The following is a 17,864-nucleotide window of genomic DNA, read 5'->3' on the forward strand; positions in this document are numbered from 1 at the left end:
CTTCCAGCGACAGTCCAAGCTCGCCGAGACCCAGCGCGACCGACCAGCCCAATTCGCTCATCAGTGCTCGGTTGCCAGCCACCACGACTTGTCCGTCTGCATTCCCTCGGATGCCGCGGCCGGGCAGAATCCGGACGTCGCCGATGACCACCGGGTCGAGGCCACGCGCTGCCGCCGCCTCCGTGATGGCATGGCCGAAGCCATGTTCGGAATGGCGCTCCAGCCCGGCAGCCCGTGCGAGCACCTTATCGGCCACCACGTCGTCGGTTTCTATCCTCACAACATGTGCTCTGCCCGACGTGAGCGTGCCCGTTTTGTCGAAAGCAACCAGGCGCGTGCGGGCAAGTTCTTCGAGCGCGCCAGGCTCTCGGACCAGGCAGCCTCGCCGCGCCAGCCGCCCGATGCCGAGCGAGGTCGCAAGCGGGGCGGCAAGGCCTACAGCACACGGGCAGGCGATCACGAGCACGGAAAGACCGATGAGCAATGCCCGATCGAACGGCAGCCACTGCGCCCAGTAGAGCACCGTCAGCACGCCGAGGGACAGAACCAGAGGGACGAAGACGCCGACGACGCGGTCGGCAAGGCGTTGGGTCGGACTGCGCCGGCTCAGCGCGTCCCGCACCGATCGGCAAATCTGGGCCCATCGGGTCTCCGTCCCCGCACGATTGCTCCGGATCAAGAGCGGGCCGTCCATATTGATGGTGCCGGCGATGACCGGGGATCCGACGCCCTTCGGCACGAGGCGATTTTCTCCCGTTATCACAGCTTCGTCCGCGTGGGATTCGCCCTCCATCACCGTGCCATCGAGGGGAATGCGCTCCCCTGGTCGCACCCGCACCAGCGTGCCGATGCCAACCTCCCGCACCGGACGGCGCGTCTCCAAGCTGCCTTCGACCACGGTCGCGCACTCGCTCTCCGCGGCCAGCAGCGGTTCGAGGTTGCGGGCGGCTCGGGCGCGGCCTGCCGCCTCGAGATAGCGGCCTACGGTGAACAGCATCAGCACCATAGCAGCGGTATCAAAGTAGACGTGCGGGCCACGCTCGAGGACGGCAAATGCCGAATAGAGATAGGCGGTACCAACGCCAAGCACGATGAGCGCAGCGGACGTCACGTGCCCGTCGCGGGCCTCACGCCAAGTTTCTGCAAAGAATGGTCCGCCGAGAATAATGACAGCCGGCGTGGCGAACACCCAGAGAAGAAGATGAATCCAAGGAAGCAGCCTCGCATCGGCACCCGTAAACGCCCCTGCATATAGCAGCAGGCTGAACAGCATGATGTTCATGGACAGAAAAGCGCCCACACCGAGCCTGATGAGGAGCCACGCGGCTTCCCATTCCTCGCTCTTGCCGTTCTTCACCTGAAACGCGATGCAACAGCCATAGCAGCAGAATGCATGGCTCTCACCGTTCACTGTGCGCTGCATCGCCCGTATGCCGACGGGAAGCAGGCAATGGCTGCACAGGATGCCGCCGTTGGAGATGCCGATCTCGCTCAGCAGGGCTTGATCCGATTATGGCGGAGATCATCGAAGCACATGCAGGAACCATGGTTGACAATGATAACAACAAGCGGCGTCGGCTCATCGAGTTCAAGGACGGTTGCCGCTATGGCAAATTCGGAAAGACTAAGGCTTATGAGCTGATCGCCCACGATAGGATCAGGGCCTACAAGATGGGCGGCAAGACCATGATCGACCTCGACAGCGTGGATGAATATCACGCTTCGCTGCCGAGAGTCGAAACGAGAGCAAGCTAGGCCGCCGATCTGTGCAGCGAGACGGCGGGCGCACCGTCGCGCAGGCTGTCGAGGCGGCCAGACCAATGCTGAATTAAACGCTTGCGTTCGGCTCAATAGGCAGCACGGTTATAGATGCTGCGAATCTTGTTCTTGTCGTCATTGCCAAGCTGGCGCCGCACCACCTCGTCGCATCGCCGGTGCTTTTTTTCTTCGTGTCGCGGGCGAGTTGGGCTTCCATTACATCGCCGTCAAACGCGCCCTCCTCATTAAGCAGGGTCGACGCGGTCGAGCGGAAACCGTGCGTGCAGTGGTCGCCGCCGGAGCCAGTATCGCGGGCCATGATCCGCAGCGCCATGTCCAGTGTGTTGTCGGACATTGGCACGCCATTGTCATTGGAAGTCCAGCAGATCGTGGATCAGCGTCGCGCGATTGGCGCTTTCGGCGTCGGTCTCGCGCGAAGCGAACCAAGTCGCCCCCGAAGTCGTCCAGCTCGAGGTTTCGCTCGGCATCGTAGATGCACGATGAATGGGGTACCCATAACTCTCCCCTGACCTCGCGATATTATGCTCGGTCGAATTCGCCGGGATTTCGAGTAAGAGCTGGGTTCGATTCCGGTCGGAGCGATTGTGGAGATCTGAATGGCATGGGGCGGGCCTGCTGCCGCGGAGCCTGTTGTTGAATTTTTCTAGTTAGTGGCGTGCGTCAGCTTGTTGGTATTTCTGTTGGTATCGACAGCAATAAGCGACAAAAATTATTGCAAATTCAATTGGTTGTAGTACTAGGCGATTGTCGGCCAGGGGCACCAGCCTTCGCTGCTTCGCAGCTACGGCTGGGCAAGCCAGGCGCAATTCTATCGATGCGAAGCAGCGAAGGCTGTCCCGCCGAAGCCTTGGCGAAGGCGGACTGGTTCAACGATGAACCGTCCCCTCCCTAGCAATCGTTACATCCGCACTGTATGAGCCCTTAGCTTCTTCACTCACAGAAGAGGCTCACATGAACGACCTGCACGCGTGGCTTTCCGAACAGCACCACGGTTTGCGGACCTTCCGGATCTTTCAGCAAAAGCTCGAGACGCTCGGCCGGGACGATCCCGCCCAGCGCGGCCTGTGCCGCCTGTTGAGCGGTCTCGTCGGCAGCTATGTCGAGGCCTTCGACGAGGCCCCGCTGCCGGTCGAAATTGCTGACGGCGCCTATCACCGCCTGCTGACGCTGGTCGAGAGCATCGACTTCAAGGGTGATGCAAATCGCCGGCTCGCCGATATCAATCGCGTGGCAGGGAGCGAGCTCTGGCAGTGACGCCGAGGCGCCGTCATGTGGCGGAGGCCGGCGCGCCGGATACGCCGTGCGGCACACGTCGCGCGCTTGCCGGCCCGGACCACCGCCAAGGCCTTCGACTTCACCGAGCCGGTACCTATATCCCGCAGTAACGCGTATCGATGCAGTGAGCAGCCTTGATGGCCAGGAGACACACGACGGAAGCGGACGCCGACGACCTCCCCCGCTATTTCGTCTGGGTCCGAGGCCTCGAAGGCCCCGAGCCGCAGAAATGGATGGCGATGGATTTCGGCGTCGGTGACTGGAAGCGGCGGCTTGTACTGGCCTTTCTGGAGCTGCCGGAGGACGAACGGCGCCTGTCGCTGTCGATGCTGGCACGGCGCTATCCGCCGCCGAGGGAAGACGTTTTGTAACACACCCCACGACAGGGCGGGATGATCGCGCGCGCCACGGCGAATAGAGGTTATCGGGGCTAGTTGTTATCGGAGCCAAACAGCATCATCCGCGGGAAGCCGCCGCGCGGGCGGCTGGCGACATACCGCGAATCGGAATCTTCGCGGATATTGCGCCCAACGTCATCCCAATCGGTGCCGTCGCGCATCCAGTGTTGCTCGCGGGAATCGTAACGGTGACGCTCGGCCCAGCGCTCGCGGCGCTCCGCCCGGCGCCGTTCGGACGCGGCACGCTTCACGTCGGAATCCTTGGCCCTGGCAATGGCATTGTCAGGTGAGGACACCGGCTCAGTCGAAGCCTGCTGTTCAGCGGGTGTTGCGGCCTGCAGGGGCGATGCTGGTGCCGGCTTGAACTGCTCCTTGGGCGGCTCGACCACGGCCGCTTGCGAAGGCTGCGGCGCTGGCGATTCAGCGCTAGCCTGAGTGGTCTGCGTGCCCGGCCTTGCTTCGCCCTGTGCCTGGGCGGGCGCGGCAATCATTGCGCCGAAGGCTTGCGAGCCGGTGAGATATTGCACGCGCTCGGACGGCGCGGCGGCGTCAGTGCGCCACTCGATCCTGCTAGTATCGGTGCCCTGCTTGGGCGCGATCGGATTCATGATATTGCCGGCGACGATTGTTCCGGCACCGACGAAATAGGCTGTCGAGGCGTGCATTGGTCCACTCCCTGTCTGGAGCGGGCAACGCCTGGGGATTGGCGGATGTTCCCGATGTGGAGCGGGGAGTCGCGGAAGGAGACCGCGGGTCAGATTTGCTGCGCGACCTTCTCCAACCCGATGATGCGGGCGAGCTTGCGCACTTCCTCTTTCTGGTCGTCACGCAGCTGGAACAGCAGCGGCATCGCGGCCGACTTCAACTGCTGGACCTCGTCGCAGTTCGGATCGATCGGCACGCCCGGCGCATTCGGATTGGAGAGCTTGTTTGCCGAGATCTTGCGGACAACATTGCGCAGCGCGGTCTCGACCGAGGGCCAGTAATATTCTTGCGACGACGACAGCTTCAGGCGATCCCTGATGCCCGAGATCTGTGCGTCCGATAGCAGCGAATAGGATTTCTGCGGCTGCGGCTTGGCGACGACCTTCGGCTTGGCCGGGACTTCGACGGCGGGAACCTCTGCGGCAGCGGGCGCCTCAGACGCACTTGCTTTCGGCATCGGAAGATCGGCGGGCGTCGCGGCGGCAAAGGCCTGGCGCAGCGGCTCGGTCAGCGCCGGCGCCTGTGCAAGCTGGTCGGCGGGCACCTGCCCCGGCTCGATTGCCGCCGAGGCCAGTGCCAACGCCGGAACCAGACGGTCGGCCTTGGCGGCGCGGTTGGTCGCGAGCGGCTTCGGCGGGGCCTGCGTGATCATATCGGCGCTGACGCTGGGCACGCTGTCGCGGCCGAGAATGGCGGTGGCGGCGGCGCCGAGAACGAGGAAACAGGTCAGCGCGATGATGGTGATGGCTCTGGACAAACGTCTCTCCGCGCCCAACTTCAAGTCCATGTGATCACTGCCCGGAAACTGGGCGATAATTAAGGCTGTACCGTGCTATTGCGGCGGCAATCGCGCGGACCACGGCGACATCGCCCGGAAAAATCAACCAAATCAGGCGGCTAGCGCCAGGTCGTAGGCATCCTGGATGTCGGCGACGATCTCGGAGGCTTCCCAGACCGCGCGCGGCTCGACCGATTGCAGCGTCACAGTCCAGTTGCCGCCCCGGCGGGTGCGGGGGACGCTGACGATGTCGAAGCGGACGTTGCGGCACAACGGATGACGGGCCAGCGCATGGGCGACGCGGACGCGGATTTCGTCCAGCGATGCCGCCGTCTTGGTGTTGAGAAACTCGAAGTCCATCGCCTGTCCCTCTCGGCCCCGATTGGCGGCCTCAAGGGGGATTCTTGGCGGGCGTTGGTTAATCTGCCGTTAAGTGCGGTGGACCGCGGGAGTGCGGGATTAACTGTGAACGGGATGACGGCGCCTCCTCTCCCTCTCCCCGTTCTGACGGAGAGAGGGCGGGGTGAGGGGCTGTCTCGGCAATCACAACAACAGTTTGACTCGCGGAGGCCCCCCTCACCCGCCGCGCGTTCCGCGCGTCGGCCTCTCCCCGCAGGCGGGGAGAGGCGAAGAACCTACCGCCCACCTGCCTCGCGATATTCCGCGAGGGTCCGCGCGACGAGATCGTCTACGGCAGGCACGTCCGTCACCCCCGACGTCGAGTGGCCGCCGCTCCAGATATCGCGCCAGCGCTTCGGGCGGTTCTCACGTGCGGTAACGTCGATGTCCTTGGCGATGTCGATCGCGCCACGCGCCGGCAGGTCGTCGGGATCGAGACCGGCAGCCACGATAGACGGCTTGAGCATGCTGGTCTGCAAGCCCGTGAACGCCGTGGTGAGCAAAATGTCGTCGGCGCTGCTGTCGACCAGCATCCGCTTGTAGCGCTCGTCGGCCATGCTCTCGCGCGTGGCGATGAATTTGGTGCCCATATAGGCGAGATCGCAGCCAAGCACTTCGGCGGCAAGCAGCGCGCGACCGTCGCTGATGCCGCCCGCGAGCACGATGATGCCATCATAGAACGCGCGCACGGCGCGGACGAAGGCGAACGGGTTGAGCCAGCCGGTCTGGCCGCCGGCCCCCGCGGTGAGCAGCACGAGCCCGTCGGCACCTGCTTCCGCCGCGCGCTCGGCATGGCGGATCGAGGCAACGTCGGCCAGCACCAGCGCGCCGGCATCGTGCAGCGGCTTCAACACCGGCGCGGGCGAACCGACCGAGGTGATCACGATCTCCGGTCTGTGCTGCAGCAGCACGGCGAGATCCTGTTCCAGCCGCGCATTGGAGCGGTGCACGATCAGGTTCGGGCAGAGCTGCGCCGCCTTGCGGCCGGTATGCTCTTCGTGCTGCCGCAGCCGCGTTTCGATCTCGGTGAGCCACGCATGCAGTTGTTCCGTGCTGCGGCAATTGGCGGTGGGGAAGCTGCCGATCACGCCGTTGCGACAGGCCGCAACCATGAGTTCGACGCCCGACACCAGAAACATCGGCGCCGCGATCAAGGGCAGAGCGAGACGATCGCGGAAATGTTGCAATCGATCGGATGTCACCCAAGCCTCCCTGTCACTCATGCCTCCCTGCGCGGGCTTTGTCGTTCCATCCCGCATTCTCTGTGCTAGCGTTGCGCGCAAACATTGGCACGCTAGACGCCGATGACAAAGCAACGAGGAAACATATGTCCGATCCGCTCCACGCATCGTCCCCGGCTTGCGCGCAGACGCTACGGGCGCTATCGCGCTATCCTGGCCGCACCGCGTTCGCGTGGCCCGGCGGATCGCTGAGCTATCAGGGCACCATCGACCTGATCGGGCGCATCCAAGGTGTGTTCATTCGGCTCGGATTGCAGCCCGGCGCACGCGTCGCCTTCCTCACCGCCAACCGTGCCGACACCTGGTGCGCCGGCGTTGCGGCGCAATTGTCGCGGCTCTGCATCACCTGGCTGCATCCTCTGGGATCGCAGTCGGACCAGCTGTTCCAGCTCGAGGATTCCGAAGCCGAGGTGCTGGTGGTCGATGCAACCGCCTTCCGCGATCGCGGTGGCGAGCTCGCCGCGAGGGCGGGCCAGCTCAAGGCGGTCTTCACCATGGGCCCGGCCGACTATGGCGTCGACCTCTTGCAGGCGATCGAGATCGAAGGCCACGCCAGCGCGCTGTGCCTCGCCGGCCCTGACGATCTCGCCACGCTGAACTACACCGGCGGTACGACCGGCAAATCCAAGGGCGCATTGCGCTACCACCGGGAAAACGCTGGAGCTGCCGGCGCGATCCTCGCCGACTTCGAGATTCCGGAAGGAGCGCGCTATCTCACGGTCGCGCCGATTAGCCACGTCGCCGGCACGAAAGTGCTGCCGACCCTGATGCGCGGCGGCACCGTGCACATGCTCAAAGGCTTCGATCCCGAGGCGGTGCTGGCCACGAGCGCGCGCGAGCGCATCAACTTCACGCTGTTCGTGCCGACCATGATCTACGTGCTGCTCGATCATCCCGCATTGAGCAAGACCGACCTCTCCTCGCTCGAGCTGGTGCTCTATGGTGCATCCGCGATGTCGCCGAGCCGGCTGATCGAGGGCATCGAGCGCATCGGCCCGGTGTTCTCGCAGCTCTATGGCCAGACCGAATGCTATCCCATCTCGGTGCTGCGCAAGGCGGATCACGATCCCAAAACGCCGGAGCTCTTCCTGTCCTGCGGCTTCCCGATCTCGGCCTGCGAGGTCAAGATCCTCGACGACAACGACCAGGAGGTGAAGACGGGCGAAGCCGGCGAGATCTGCGTGCGCGCTCCGCATGTCATGGCGGAATATTGGAAGCGGCCTGACATCACCGCCGAGACGCTGAAGAATGGCTGGGTCCACACCGGCGACATCGCGCGCAAGGACGAACGCGGCTACATGTTCATCCTCGACCGCAAGAAAGACATGATCGTCTCCGGCGGCTTCAACATCTTTCCGCGCGAGGTCGAGGACGTGCTGTCGCAGCACGCGGATGTCGCGATGGTCGCGGTCGTCGGCATCCCCGACGAGAAATGGGGCGAGGCGGTAACCGCGATCATCGTGCCGCGCGAGGGAACTCAACCCGACCCCGACGAGCTGATCAATCTCGTGAAAGCGCGAAAGGGCTCAGCGCATACGCCCAAGCAGATCCAGTTCGTCAAGCAATTGCCGATGACCGGGGTCGGCAAGGTCGACAAGAAGGTGCTGCGCGCGAGCTTCTGGAGCGGGCGGGACCGGATGGTGGGGTAACCCCCCGGGATTTTACGGTGTCGATGTTGCCGCCGGACAACAGCGTCCAACGGAGTGCGCGCCCGCGATGGCCGCGCAATTGCAGGCGAATCAGGGAATCAACTAGACCGGTAGCGGGGCTGGGAAGCGGAGACTGAAATGAGAGTCGCTTCCCTGGAAAGTGCGTTGGCTGCGATCACGTTGATCACGGCTATCATCGTTGTGCTGTGGGAGATCAAGATCTTCTACGGCGTGTGAACAGGCAGGATGCCTGCGTCGAACAAGAGACCTCCGGACAAGAAGAGGCTCGCGACCAAGCATCCCTTCCGCGGCGGCGGAAGCCCTGCCGTTCAATCGGTTCAACGACCGATCGCGGCGCTTGTGGTCAAGCTCACCGCTTCTCGATCACCAAACTCTGCACCGCGCGGCCGAAATAACCCTGCCGGTCGCCCAGCCGCGACATCGCGAGGCCCGCACCGTCGGGGCCGATCGAGGATTCGCCGTCGAGCAATATCCACTCGCCGACCGGCTGGCGCGCGAGGCTGATGGTGAGGTCGGCGTTGATGTAGGTCCAGGCGCGGAAGTCGAGCGTCGAGGCAGTGCCGTTGGAAAAGTCGGCGGCGACCACGGCGCGCATCGCCTGCGAGATCGCTTCGCCTTCGATCAGGGGATGGTCGACGCGAAACCAGACCGCGCCCGCGCCGGCCTGGCCGAAGCGGCCGCGCGCGGCACGCATCGAGACCATGGCCGCGAAAGGACTGGTCGCGGCGTGACCGTCCTCGACGAGCGAATCCTCGGGCGACGGTAGAGTGACCGGCAGATCCTTGACGTCGTCGGGCAGCGGCAGCGATCGCTGCTTGATCTTGAGCACGGTGGCGCCGACGACCTGCACACCCTCGGCCAATAGCTTCACTTCGCAGAGCTGGATCTTGCGACCCTCGCGCAAAATCTCGGTAGCGATCGTGAGTGGCGCAACCGGGACCGGGCGCATCAGATCGATGGTGACGCGCGCGATGTTCATCGGCACCGGCGTCGGGATGCGCTCAGCCGCCCACGTCACCAGCGAGGCCGGCGCCGAGCCGTGCTGCATGCGCCTGTCCCACGGGCCTGCGGCGTCCGGGCTGGTGACGACGCTGCTGCCGTCGACACGGTAGATGGCGGTCATGCTTCACTCGATCTAGGCTGGCGTTCCCCGGACGCAGCGCAGTTCCATAAGCGCGTTCAAGCGCGCTTTTGACCGTTACGGCGGTGCGCTGCCGATCGGAGGTCTATGTTGCGGGAATGGGTCCCGGCTCTGCGGCGCGGCATTTCATGCCGCACCGCGTCCGGGACATGAGAGCGATCAGAGCGGCGGATCGATCGCTTCGTCGTATTCCTTCTTGAAGCGCGCGATCAGTTCGGCGGCGGGCACGACGCCTTCGATGCTGCCGATGCCCTGGCCCGAGCCCCAGATCTCCTTCCAGGCCTTCGGCTTGGCGCGCTCGCCGGAGGCGTCGGTGCCGAAATTCATCTTCGATGGATCGGAGGTCGGCAGGTTTTCCGGATCCATGCCGGCCGCAAGGATCGAGGGCTTCAGATAGTTGCCGTGCACGCCGGTGAAGAGGTTGGAATAGACGATGTCGTCGGCCGTCGAGCCCGCGATCATCTCCTTGTACTTCTCGACCGCGTTGGCTTCCTTCGTCGCAATGAAGGCCGAGCCGATATAGGCGAAGTCGGCACCGAGAATGCGCGCGGCGCGGATCGCCTTGCCGTTGCCGATGGCACCCGACAGCGCGATCGGGCCGTCGAACCACTTGCGCGTCTCGGCGACGAAAGCGAGCGGCGAGATGGTGCCGGCATGGCCGCCGGCGCCGGCCGCGACCAGGATCAGGCCGTCGGCGCCCTTCTCGATCGCCTTGTGTGCGAATTTCTGATTGATCACGTCGTGGAAGACGATGCCGCCCCAGCCGTGCACGGCCTGATTGAGCTCCTCGCGCGCGCCGAGCGAGGAGATGATCATCGGCACCTTGTACTTGGCACAGAGCTGCATGTCGTGGTCGAGCCGGTTGTTCGACTTGTGCACGATCTGGTTGACCGCGAACGGCGCCGACGGCTTGTCGGGATGCGCGCGGTCATAGGCCGCGAGCTCTTCGGTGATCCGCGCCAGCCATTCGTCGAGCAGTTCCGGCGGCCGCGCGTTCAGCGACGGGAACGAGCCAACCACACCCGCCTTGCACTGAGCGATCACGAGATCGGGCACCGAGATGATGAAGAGCGGCGAACCGATCACGGGGATCGACAGACGCCCCTTGAACAAGGCAGGCATGGACATTGCGGAACGATCCTCTATTGGCCGGTCAAACGAAGGTTGGGTGTCATACCAACAAGGCAATCTTTCCACTGTCAAGTATTGCGTTTTGACGCCATGGCGGACGCCGTTATCGCAATTCCAAGCCGCGGAATACCTTCCCCCGTCATTCCGGGGCGCGCCGAGAGGCGCGAGCCCGGAATCCATCATGCGTCAGCGTGAATGTCGACATGGATTCCGGGTTCGCGCTCCGCGCGCCCCGGAATGACGGGGACGACGAACGATCACCCAATCAAATCCGGATTGATCAGCCGCTCGAACGAGAACATCTCGTCCCACTTCTCCCGTGTCAGCAATTTGCGCTCGACCACGACGATCTGGTGCAGCGACTTGCCGCTCTTGTAGCCCTCGCGCGCGATCTCGGCGCATTGCTTGTAGCCGAGCAGCGGCTTCAGCACGGTAACGATGCCGAGCGAGTTGAGCACCATGTTGCGGGTGTGCTCCTCGTTGGCGGTGATGCCGACCACACAGTTTTCGCGCAGGCTGTTGACCGCACGCTCCATGGTGCGGATCGAGAAGAACAGCGCGAACGAGATCACCGGCTCCATCACGTTGAGCTGAAGCTGGCCGGCGGAGGCCGCAAGCGTCACCGTGGTGTCAAGGCCGATGACGAGGAAGCTGGTCTGGTTGACGACCTCGGGGATCACAGGATTGACCTTGCCCGGCATAATCGACGAGCCTGGCTGAAGCTGCGGCAGGTTGATCTCGTTCAGCCCGGCGCGCGGGCCGGAAGCCAGCAGGCGGATGTCGTTGCAGATCTTGGTGAGCTTGCTCGCCGTGCGCTTGAGCACGCCGGAGAGCTGCACATAGGCGCCGGTGTCCGAGGTCGCCTCGACGAGATCGCCGGCGAGCACGAAGTCGACGCCGGTCAGCGCGCTCAGGTGCCTGACGGCGAGCTTAGGATAGCCGACCGCGGCGGTGACCGACGTGCCGATCGCGGTGGTGGCGCCGAGATTGATCTCGCGCAGCAGTGCGCGTGCTTCCGAGATGCGTTCGACTTCCTCGCCGATCGTGGTGCCCCAGCCCCGGAATTCGGCCCCGAGCGACATCGGCACCGCATCCTGCAAATGCGTGCGTCCCATCTTCAGCACGCGGTCGAATTCGCGGCCCTTGGTGAAGAAGGCCTCCTGGAGCTGGCGTAGCGCCGTCATGTAGCTCTCCAGCCGCAGGATCAGCGCGAGGCGGAAGGCTGTCGGATAGGTGTCGTTGGTCGACTGCCCGTAATTGACGTGGTCGTTCGGGCTGACGTGCTGGTAATCGCCTTTGGCAAAGCCGAGCGATTCCAGCGCGAGGTTGGCGATCACCTCGTTGGCGTTCATGTTGGTTGAGGTGCCGGCGCCGCCCTGGATGAAGTCGGTGACGAACTGATCCATCATGTCGCCGGCGATGACGCGGTCGCAACCGAGGATGATCGCGTCCGCGACCTTGGCGTCGATCACGCCGAGATCGCGGTTGGCCATGGCGGCGGCCTTCTTCACGTAGCCAAGCGCCTTCACGAAGTAAGGCTCCTGGCTCATCGGAATGCCGGTGATGTGGAAGTTCTCCTTCCCGCGGATGGTCTGGACGCCGTAGTAGATGTCGTCGGCGATCTCACGCTGTCCGAGGAAGTCCTGTTCCGTACGGCTCATGGGCGCTCCTTTGTTCGCGCGGCGACCTCAGTTCTGGCACAGCGCGCTGGTGACGAAGGTGTCGGTACGACAGTCATCCGGTTTGCGTTGCCTGCCCGGGATCAGGACCTTGGCCGAGCATTTCTCGGCGGAGTCGGCGTTCAGGCTTTTGCCTTCCTTGTAACCCTTGCTCTGGCAAAGCTGGTCGGCGGCCTGCTTGCAGTCGGGCGCGCCGTTCGAGGAGACCGGACAAGCAATACGCCCCGACACCATGGAGGACGGCTTCGCCAGCCGCGACAGATCGTTCATGGCCTCGCTCGGGCTTTTGATCGGCGGCAGGATCGAGGGCAGCTTGTCGAACAGCTTGCCCATTTCGTTGATCAGTCCGGGATTATCCTCGCGGGCCGGCGGCGCTGAAGGCGCGGGCGTCGCGGGCGGCAGCGCAGGTCCCTGCTCCTGCACGCCGAGCGCCGGCGGCGCGGATTGCGGCCATCCGGTCCCGGCGGCACAGAGCAGGAGCAGCACCACTGCTGAAATCAGAGTCCCGAGCCCTACGGCCGGATTGCCGGATCGAACCATCATGACCGCAACCGTAGCCGAAGCCGGCGCGGCGGCAAAGCGCGGCGGCGATCTATTGATTGAGCATGATCTACTCGGAAAACCGCTCCACACTTTTCCGGATCTTGCCTAGACCAGCTTGATCGCCACCACGAAGCCGAGCACCAGCACGGCGGCGCCGATCGCGACCCACAATCCGAGGTGACGCTCGATCCTGACCCGGATCCAGTCGCCATAGCGGTTGAGCAGGATCGCGGCGATGAAGAAGCGTCCGCCACGCGCAATGATCGAGCACAGGATGAACAGTCCGATGTTGTAGCCGGCGAAGCCCGACGTGATGGTGACAAGCTTGTAGGGGATCGGCGTCAGCCCCTTGAGCAGGATGATCACTGCGCCCCACTCGGCATAGGAGGCGCGGAAGGCATCGACCTTGTCGCCGAGACCATAGACCTGGATCAGCCAGTGACCGACCGAGTCAAACAGCAGCGCGCCGATGGCATAGCCCAACAGGCCGCCGAGCACCGAGGTGACGGTACAGACCGTCGCATAGACCCAGGCGCGCTGCGGGCGCGCCAGCGACATCGGGACCAGCATCACATCCGGCGGAACCGGAAAGAAGGAGCTTTCAGCGAAAGCCACGGCCCCCATGATCCAGAGCGCATAGGGCTTGTGGGCGGCGTCGATGCACCAATCGTAGATACGTTTCAGCATGGCGCCGCGATGAAGCACCATGGGACGGATTTGTCCATGGCGAGTTTTGTGACGTTTCTAAAGCGTGATCCGGTCCCGAAGGGCCAGTGTGCAGCGGTTTTGCCTCGCAACAAACGCAGAACGCGTTTGCGCGGGGATCACGCGCAAACAATAAAGCGCGATGACGCTTCGTTCCAATCTCATCGCGCTTTAGTGGCGCTTGCGCGCCACCCGGCCCTCGAGCGCGGCAATTGGCCGCCTGGCGGCAACGCGGGCTGATGTAACTTTGGGCAGCTTCATCAGCGACTTCGGCAATTTCTCGGCGATGCCGAGCATGTCCTCCCGCCGCGCCATTTCGCGCCAGACGTCCTCTGGACGCACGCCGGCCGAGGCCCAGAGCACCGTGAGATTGTAGAGCAGATCGGCACTTTCCCGGATCACGGCTACGCTATAGCCGTTGACCGCGTCGATCGCGACCTCGATGGCCTCTTCCGCCAGTTTCTTCGCGATTTTGGAGGGCCCACGCTGAAACAGCCGGGCCGTACGGGATGTTGCCGGATCAAGATCTCGGGCCGCGAGCACAGCCAGATATAGCCGCTCAAGCGAATCACTCATGGTGCCGAAATTACTCTAAATCAATGGCGAGCGTGTTAACGCACCGCAGTACAAGCAAAAAACCGGCCGCCGCGGCAGGTGCGATGGCCGGTCGTGGTCAACCGTTGGTAGCCAAGTTAGTAGCAGTTGGTCATGTACCCTTGGCCGCACGCTGCAGCCGGACTGTCTCCGCCGAAGCGCTGATACTCGTAGTTCGGACCCGGACCGTAATAGGGGCCGTAGGCGGGGCCGCCGTAATAGGCAGGACCGCCGTAATAGACGGGACCGCCATAATAGCCCGGACCGTAATCATACGCGTACGCGTCGCGGCTCGCGGCGATCGCAAGGCCGGTGCCGACGATGCCGGCAATGGCTGCGGCAGCCGCCGCGCCGCCGCCACCACGATGCCAGTGACGGCCACCTGCGTACGAAGCGGTCGGGGCAACCGCGGTCAGCGCCAGCACCGCGGCGGTGGCAAGAACGGCCTTGCGGCCGCCAAATTTCGAAAATCTGTCAAACATGTCCTGGACCCTCCTTGGGACCTCCAACGGTGCCTGCAGACAGGCTCATGTCTCTCAAACACCCGCATCCCATGTTGGGTTCCGGAACCCCAACACAAGCTGAACGGGGGTTGCGTAATCGTGACGCAACCGCCGCTCATCCGCCGTTCATGTTGGCGCTGAAAGACTGAACGCCTGCCGGCGCTGCGAGCGTCACGAAACCACAACAATGCGGGACCGGCGCGGCCGATGTTCGGATTCAAGACGATCGCCTTTCGCTGCCTGCTGGGTCTCTCGATCTCGGTTGCCGCGCTGGCCGCACGCGACGTCAGCGCGGCCGAGACCGCCGCGCCGTCCGTTGCGATCCATTTCACCTTCGACCGCCCGATCGATGCAAGCATGGCACCGTTCTTCATCGCGGCGAAGGACGGCAAGTTCGGCGCCGAACGTCTCAACGTGTCCTTCAACAGCGCGGCCGGATCAACCGAGGCGCTCGCGCGTGTCGCGAAAGGCGACAGCGAGCTCGCACTCGTCGACATCAACGAGCTGATCCGCTTTCGCGACAAGGACGATGCCGCGCCGGTCAAGGCGGTGTTCGTGCTGTTCAACCGCGCGCCCTATGCCATCATCGCGCGCCGGAGCCGCGGCATCCACCTGCTGCCCGATCTCGACGGCAAGACCGTCGGCGTTGCCGACGGTGACCTGTCGATGCGGCTGTGGCCGGCGCTGGCGCAGCAGAACGGCATCAACGCATCGCGCGTGAAATTCCACAAGATCAGCGCCGCGGTCCGCGAGCCGATCCTCTCCGCGGGACAGGTCGATGCGGTCGCGGGCTTCAGCTATCTCTCGGCGGTGAACCTGCGCAACCGCGGCGTGCCCGGAAGCGATCTCGTCGTGCTGCGCTATGCCGACTATGGCTGCGAAGCCTACGGCTTTGCCGTGGTGGCCAATCCCGCTTTCGCCGCGGCGAAGCCTGATGCGGTGAAAGGCTTCGTCCGCGCATTGATCGCCGGCATCGACGCGACCGTCAAAGAGCCGGCGCGTGCAGCGGACGAGGCAACAAGCCGGATCGACAATGGCGACCGCGACCTCGAGCTGGAACGTCTACGCACGGTACTCGTCGACTACATCCTGACCGACGAGGTCAAGCGCAACGGCCTCGGTGGCATCGACCCGGCGCGCCTGGAGCGCTCGATCGACCAGATCGCGCAAGATTTCAAATTCCGCAAACGGCCGGCGGCCGCCGACATCTTCGACGGCGGGTTCCTGCCGCCGGTCGAAAGCCGACTCATCAATTGAGCACAACCGAAAGCTTCCGCTGTATCTCAAGGGCGATCCCGGCTTAGAATATGAGCTCCATTGTCCGCCCGAGTTGCTCGCCCGCATGTCTATGCTCCGTCTCTACACCCGTGTTCTCGAACTGCTCGGCAAGGAGGCGCGGCTTGGCTGGCTGCTCGCGGTTGCCAATCTCCTGCTGGCGGCCTCGCAATTCGCCGAGCCCGTGCTGTTCGGCCGGATCGTCGACGTGCTCTCCGGCAAGACGGTGGCCGGGTCGAATTCGGCCTGGCCGTTCCTGATGGCCTGGGTGGCGTTCGGGCTGTTCACCATCGCCTGCAGTGCGCTTGTGGCGCTGCAGGCCGACCGGCTCTCCCACCGCCAGCGCCAGGCGGTGCTGACGAGCTATTTCGAGCACATCCTGCAACTGCCCCTGACCTTCCACTCCGGCACCCATTCGGGGCGGCTGATGAAGGTGATGCTCAACGGCACCGATGCGCTGTGGCGGCTGTGGCTCGGCTTCTTCCGCGAGCATTTTGCGGCGATCCTCTCGGTCGTGGTGCTGCTGCCGCTGTCGATGTACCTGAACTGGCGGCTCGCTATCCTGCTGTTCGTGCTGTGCATCGTGTTCACGGCACTGACGACCTTCGTCGTGCGCAGGACCTTCGGCATGCAGATGGCGGTCGAGGAGCACTACAGCGAACTCTCCGCGCGTGCCTCCGACGCGCTCGGTAACGTCGCGCTGGTGCAGAGCTTCGTACGCGTCGAATCCGAGGTGCAGGGCTTGCGCTCCGTCGCCGACCAGTTGCTCGCCGCGCAAATGCCGGTGCTGTCGTGGTGGGCGCTCGTCACCGTCATCACCCGCGCCTCCACCACCATCACGGTGCTCGCGATCTTTACCCTCGGCATCGCGCTGCACGACCAGGGGCTCACCTCGGTCGGCGAGATCGTGATGTTCGTGAGCTTCGCGACCTTGCTGATCCAAAAGCTCGAGCAGGTCGTGAGCTTCATCAACAACGTCTTCATGGAAGCGCCGCGCCTGCGCGAATTCTTCAACGTGCTCGACGCCGTGCCAGCCGTTCACGACCGCCCCGACGCGATCGATGCCGGCCGGCTGTCCGGCCTGGTCGAGTTCCACGACGTCACCTTCTCCTATGACGGCAAACGGCCGGCGATCGAGGACCTCACCTTCACCGCGCTGCCCGGCCAGACCATTGCGCTGGTCGGCCCGACCGGCGCCGGCAAGTCGACTGCGATCGCGCTCCTGCATCGCGCCTTCGATCCGCAATCCGGCTTCATCAAGATCGACGGCATGGACGTGCGCGGCGTGACGCTGACATCGCTGCGGCGGAACATCGGTGTCGTGTTCCAGGAAGCGCTGCTGTTCAACCGCTCGATCGCGGAAAATCTGCGCGTCGGCAAGCCGGATGCGACCGAAGCCGAGATGCGCAAGGCGGCCGAGCGTGCGCAGGCACTCGAATTCATCGAACGCAGCGGCGGCTTCGAGACCAATGCCGGCGAACGTGGCCGCATGCTCTCCGGCGGCGAGCGGCAACGGTTGTCGATCGCCCGCGCGCTGCTGAAGGATCCGCCGATCCTGATTCTCGACGAGGCGACCAGTGCGCTCGACGCCGTCACCGAGGCCAAGGTGAATGCCGCTCTCGACGAAGTGATGAAGGGCCGCACCACCTTCGTGATCGCCCACCGCCTCTCCACCATCCGCAATGCCACGCGGATCCTTGTGTTCGACAATGGGCGCGTGATCGAAAGCGGAACTTTCGATGAACTCGTGGCCAAAGGCGGCCATTTTGCCGAGCTCGCCAGGGCTCAGTTCATGGTTCAGGAAAGCCCACGGACCAGCGTGACGGCCGCCGAGGCTGCCGCGACTGCTGCCAAGTCCCCATAGCAAGTCCCGATAGCATCGTCGAAATTCAGCCTACTTCATTGCGGAATACCCCAATGATGCCCCTATTCTCGACGCACGAGCCGGTATAGGTTTGCGACGCCGCAAGCGGCGGCGCTGGATTTCAGAACCGACCATCAGATCACGAGAGCCGTCCGGAACCGGCGGGTCTCCAACGACCGGAATC

The 17,864-nt window shown here is 64.1% G+C and carries 19 protein-coding genes; 6 read left to right on the forward strand and 13 right to left on the reverse strand.

Annotation, left to right across the window (positions count from 1 at the left end; translation table 11 throughout):
* Window positions 1-1,423: heavy metal translocating P-type ATPase (locus AC629_RS17995; RefSeq protein ID WP_143199218.1), on the reverse strand; the 1,423-nt coding region annotated here is incomplete at its 3' end.
* Window positions 1,424-1,512: 89 nt separating this feature from the next.
* Here AC629_RS17995 and AC629_RS18000 point away from each other — a divergent pair.
* Complete coding sequence (locus AC629_RS18000) at window positions 1,513-1,755, forward strand: MerR family transcriptional regulator (protein ID WP_245331909.1); 243 nt, start codon at window positions 1,513-1,515, stop codon at window positions 1,753-1,755.
* A 73-nt stretch (window positions 1,756-1,828) separates the two neighbouring features.
* Here AC629_RS18000 and AC629_RS18005 read toward each other — a convergent pair whose 3' ends face one another.
* Complete coding sequence (locus AC629_RS18005) at window positions 1,829-2,113, reverse strand: hypothetical protein (protein WP_084806380.1); 285 nt, start codon at window positions 2,111-2,113, stop codon at window positions 1,829-1,831.
* Between the two features lie 617 nt (window positions 2,114-2,730).
* Between AC629_RS18005 and AC629_RS18010 the strand changes: the two genes are divergently transcribed.
* Window positions 2,731-3,033: a hypothetical protein gene (locus AC629_RS18010; protein ID WP_084806381.1), complete on the forward strand. Its 303-nt coding sequence runs from the start codon at window positions 2,731-2,733 to the stop codon at window positions 3,031-3,033.
* 158 nt (window positions 3,034-3,191) lie between these two features.
* Window positions 3,192-3,425 carry a hypothetical protein gene (locus AC629_RS18015; RefSeq protein WP_084806382.1) on the forward strand — a complete coding sequence of 78 codons (234 nt, stop codon included), beginning with the start codon at window positions 3,192-3,194 and terminating at the stop codon, window positions 3,423-3,425.
* Window positions 3,426-3,484: 59 nt separating this feature from the next.
* On the opposite strand, the gene AC629_RS18020 is transcribed toward AC629_RS18015, so the two are convergent.
* The 4 genes from AC629_RS18020 to AC629_RS18035 all read right to left on the reverse strand — a co-directional run bounded on the left by AC629_RS18020 (window position 3,485) and on the right by AC629_RS18035 (window position 6,536).
* Window positions 3,485-4,117, reverse strand: coding sequence for a hypothetical protein (locus tag AC629_RS18020; RefSeq protein WP_084806383.1), 633 nt, complete (start codon window positions 4,115-4,117; stop codon window positions 3,485-3,487).
* Window positions 4,118-4,206: 89 nt separating this feature from the next.
* Entirely contained in the window at window positions 4,207-4,914 is a 708-nt protein-coding gene (locus AC629_RS18025) for a hypothetical protein (protein WP_084806436.1), read from the reverse strand.
* Between the two features lie 132 nt (window positions 4,915-5,046).
* Window positions 5,047-5,295, reverse strand: coding sequence for a hypothetical protein (locus AC629_RS18030; RefSeq protein WP_084806384.1), 249 nt, complete (start codon window positions 5,293-5,295; stop codon window positions 5,047-5,049).
* A gap of 275 nt (window positions 5,296-5,570) precedes the next feature.
* Window positions 5,571-6,536: an NAD(P)H-dependent flavin oxidoreductase gene (locus tag AC629_RS18035; RefSeq protein ID WP_084806437.1), complete on the reverse strand. Its 966-nt coding sequence runs from the start codon at window positions 6,534-6,536 to the stop codon at window positions 5,571-5,573.
* 125 nt (window positions 6,537-6,661) lie between these two features.
* Between AC629_RS18035 and AC629_RS18040 the strand changes: the two genes are divergently transcribed.
* Window positions 6,662-8,224, forward strand: a complete 1,563-nt coding sequence (locus AC629_RS18040; RefSeq protein ID WP_084806385.1) for an AMP-binding protein — start codon at window positions 6,662-6,664, stop codon at window positions 8,222-8,224.
* 370 nt (window positions 8,225-8,594) lie between these two features.
* On the opposite strand, the gene AC629_RS18045 is transcribed toward AC629_RS18040, so the two are convergent.
* The 7 genes from AC629_RS18045 to AC629_RS18075 all read right to left on the reverse strand — a co-directional run bounded on the left by AC629_RS18045 (window position 8,595) and on the right by AC629_RS18075 (window position 14,520).
* Window positions 8,595-9,368 (reverse strand): thioesterase family protein, encoded by a 774-nt coding sequence (locus AC629_RS18045; RefSeq protein ID WP_084806386.1) that lies wholly within the window; start codon window positions 9,366-9,368, stop codon window positions 8,595-8,597.
* A 177-nt stretch (window positions 9,369-9,545) separates the two neighbouring features.
* On the reverse strand, window positions 9,546-10,514 hold the full coding sequence (locus AC629_RS18050; protein ID WP_084806387.1) for an NAD(P)H-dependent flavin oxidoreductase: 969 nt from the start codon (window positions 10,512-10,514) through the stop codon (window positions 9,546-9,548).
* 260 nt (window positions 10,515-10,774) lie between these two features.
* Window positions 10,775-12,178 carry an aspartate ammonia-lyase gene (locus AC629_RS18055; RefSeq protein ID WP_084806388.1) on the reverse strand — a complete coding sequence of 468 codons (1,404 nt, stop codon included), beginning with the start codon at window positions 12,176-12,178 and terminating at the stop codon, window positions 10,775-10,777.
* Window positions 12,179-12,205: 27 nt separating this feature from the next.
* A complete protein-coding gene (locus AC629_RS18060; RefSeq protein WP_084806389.1) occupies window positions 12,206-12,739 on the reverse strand; it encodes a hypothetical protein in 534 nt (177 codons plus the stop codon).
* Between the two features lie 105 nt (window positions 12,740-12,844).
* Window positions 12,845-13,447 (reverse strand): YqaA family protein, encoded by a 603-nt coding sequence (locus AC629_RS18065; RefSeq protein WP_084806390.1) that lies wholly within the window; start codon window positions 13,445-13,447, stop codon window positions 12,845-12,847.
* Window positions 13,448-13,615: 168 nt separating this feature from the next.
* The gene (gene hisE, locus AC629_RS18070) at window positions 13,616-14,020 is read right to left on the reverse strand and encodes a phosphoribosyl-ATP diphosphatase (RefSeq protein WP_084806391.1); all 405 of its coding nucleotides are present in this window, start codon (window positions 14,018-14,020) and stop codon (window positions 13,616-13,618) included.
* Window positions 14,021-14,136: 116 nt separating this feature from the next.
* Window positions 14,137-14,520 (reverse strand): hypothetical protein, encoded by a 384-nt coding sequence (locus AC629_RS18075; RefSeq protein WP_084806392.1) that lies wholly within the window; start codon window positions 14,518-14,520, stop codon window positions 14,137-14,139.
* A 228-nt stretch (window positions 14,521-14,748) separates the two neighbouring features.
* On the opposite strand from AC629_RS18075, the gene AC629_RS18080 reads away from it, so the two are divergent.
* Both AC629_RS18080 and AC629_RS18085 read left to right on the forward strand, forming a co-directional pair.
* A complete protein-coding gene (locus AC629_RS18080; RefSeq protein ID WP_084806393.1) occupies window positions 14,749-15,798 on the forward strand; it encodes an ABC transporter substrate-binding protein in 1,050 nt (349 codons plus the stop codon).
* Window positions 15,799-15,883: 85 nt separating this feature from the next.
* Entirely contained in the window at window positions 15,884-17,680 is a 1,797-nt protein-coding gene (locus tag AC629_RS18085) for a glucan ABC transporter ATP-binding protein/ permease (protein WP_084806394.1), read from the forward strand.
* The last annotated feature ends 184 nt before the right edge of the window (window positions 17,681-17,864 follow it).

The sequence above is a fragment of the Bradyrhizobium sp. NAS80.1 genome (assembly GCF_001908205.1).
Lineage (GTDB): Bacteria > Pseudomonadota > Alphaproteobacteria > Rhizobiales > Xanthobacteraceae > Bradyrhizobium.

Bases quoted from the DNA above. Each gene is read 5' to 3' on its own strand.
- AC629_RS18050 (WP_084806387.1), bottom strand. From the start codon at position 10,514: ATGTCCATGCCTGCCTTGTTCAAGGGGCGTCTGTCGATCCCCGTGATC.
- hisE (WP_084806391.1), bottom strand. From the start codon at position 14,020: ATGAGTGATTCGCTTGAGCGGCTATATCTGGCTGTGCTCGCGGCCCGA.
- AC629_RS18040 (WP_084806385.1), top strand. From the start codon at position 6,662: ATGTCCGATCCGCTCCACGCATCGTCCCCGGCTTGCGCGCAGACGCTA.
- AC629_RS18075 (WP_084806392.1), bottom strand. From the start codon at position 14,520: ATGTTTGACAGATTTTCGAAATTTGGCGGCCGCAAGGCCGTTCTTGCC.
- AC629_RS18055 (WP_084806388.1), bottom strand. From the start codon at position 12,178: ATGAGCCGTACGGAACAGGACTTCCTCGGACAGCGTGAGATCGCCGAC.
- AC629_RS18065 (WP_084806390.1), bottom strand. From the start codon at position 13,447: ATGGTGCTTCATCGCGGCGCCATGCTGAAACGTATCTACGATTGGTGC.
- AC629_RS18060 (WP_084806389.1), bottom strand. From the start codon at position 12,739: ATGATGGTTCGATCCGGCAATCCGGCCGTAGGGCTCGGGACTCTGATT.
- AC629_RS18010 (WP_084806381.1), top strand. From the start codon at position 2,731: ATGAACGACCTGCACGCGTGGCTTTCCGAACAGCACCACGGTTTGCGG.
- AC629_RS18000 (WP_245331909.1), top strand. From the start codon at position 1,513: ATGGCGGAGATCATCGAAGCACATGCAGGAACCATGGTTGACAATGAT.
- AC629_RS18005 (WP_084806380.1), bottom strand. From the start codon at position 2,113: ATGTCCGACAACACACTGGACATGGCGCTGCGGATCATGGCCCGCGAT.
- AC629_RS18015 (WP_084806382.1), top strand. From the start codon at position 3,192: ATGGCCAGGAGACACACGACGGAAGCGGACGCCGACGACCTCCCCCGC.
- AC629_RS18085 (WP_084806394.1), top strand. From the start codon at position 15,884: ATGTCTATGCTCCGTCTCTACACCCGTGTTCTCGAACTGCTCGGCAAG.
- AC629_RS18080 (WP_084806393.1), top strand. From the start codon at position 14,749: ATGTTCGGATTCAAGACGATCGCCTTTCGCTGCCTGCTGGGTCTCTCG.
- AC629_RS18030 (WP_084806384.1), bottom strand. From the start codon at position 5,295: ATGGACTTCGAGTTTCTCAACACCAAGACGGCGGCATCGCTGGACGAA.
- AC629_RS18045 (WP_084806386.1), bottom strand. From the start codon at position 9,368: ATGACCGCCATCTACCGTGTCGACGGCAGCAGCGTCGTCACCAGCCCG.
- AC629_RS18020 (WP_084806383.1), bottom strand. From the start codon at position 4,117: ATGCACGCCTCGACAGCCTATTTCGTCGGTGCCGGAACAATCGTCGCC.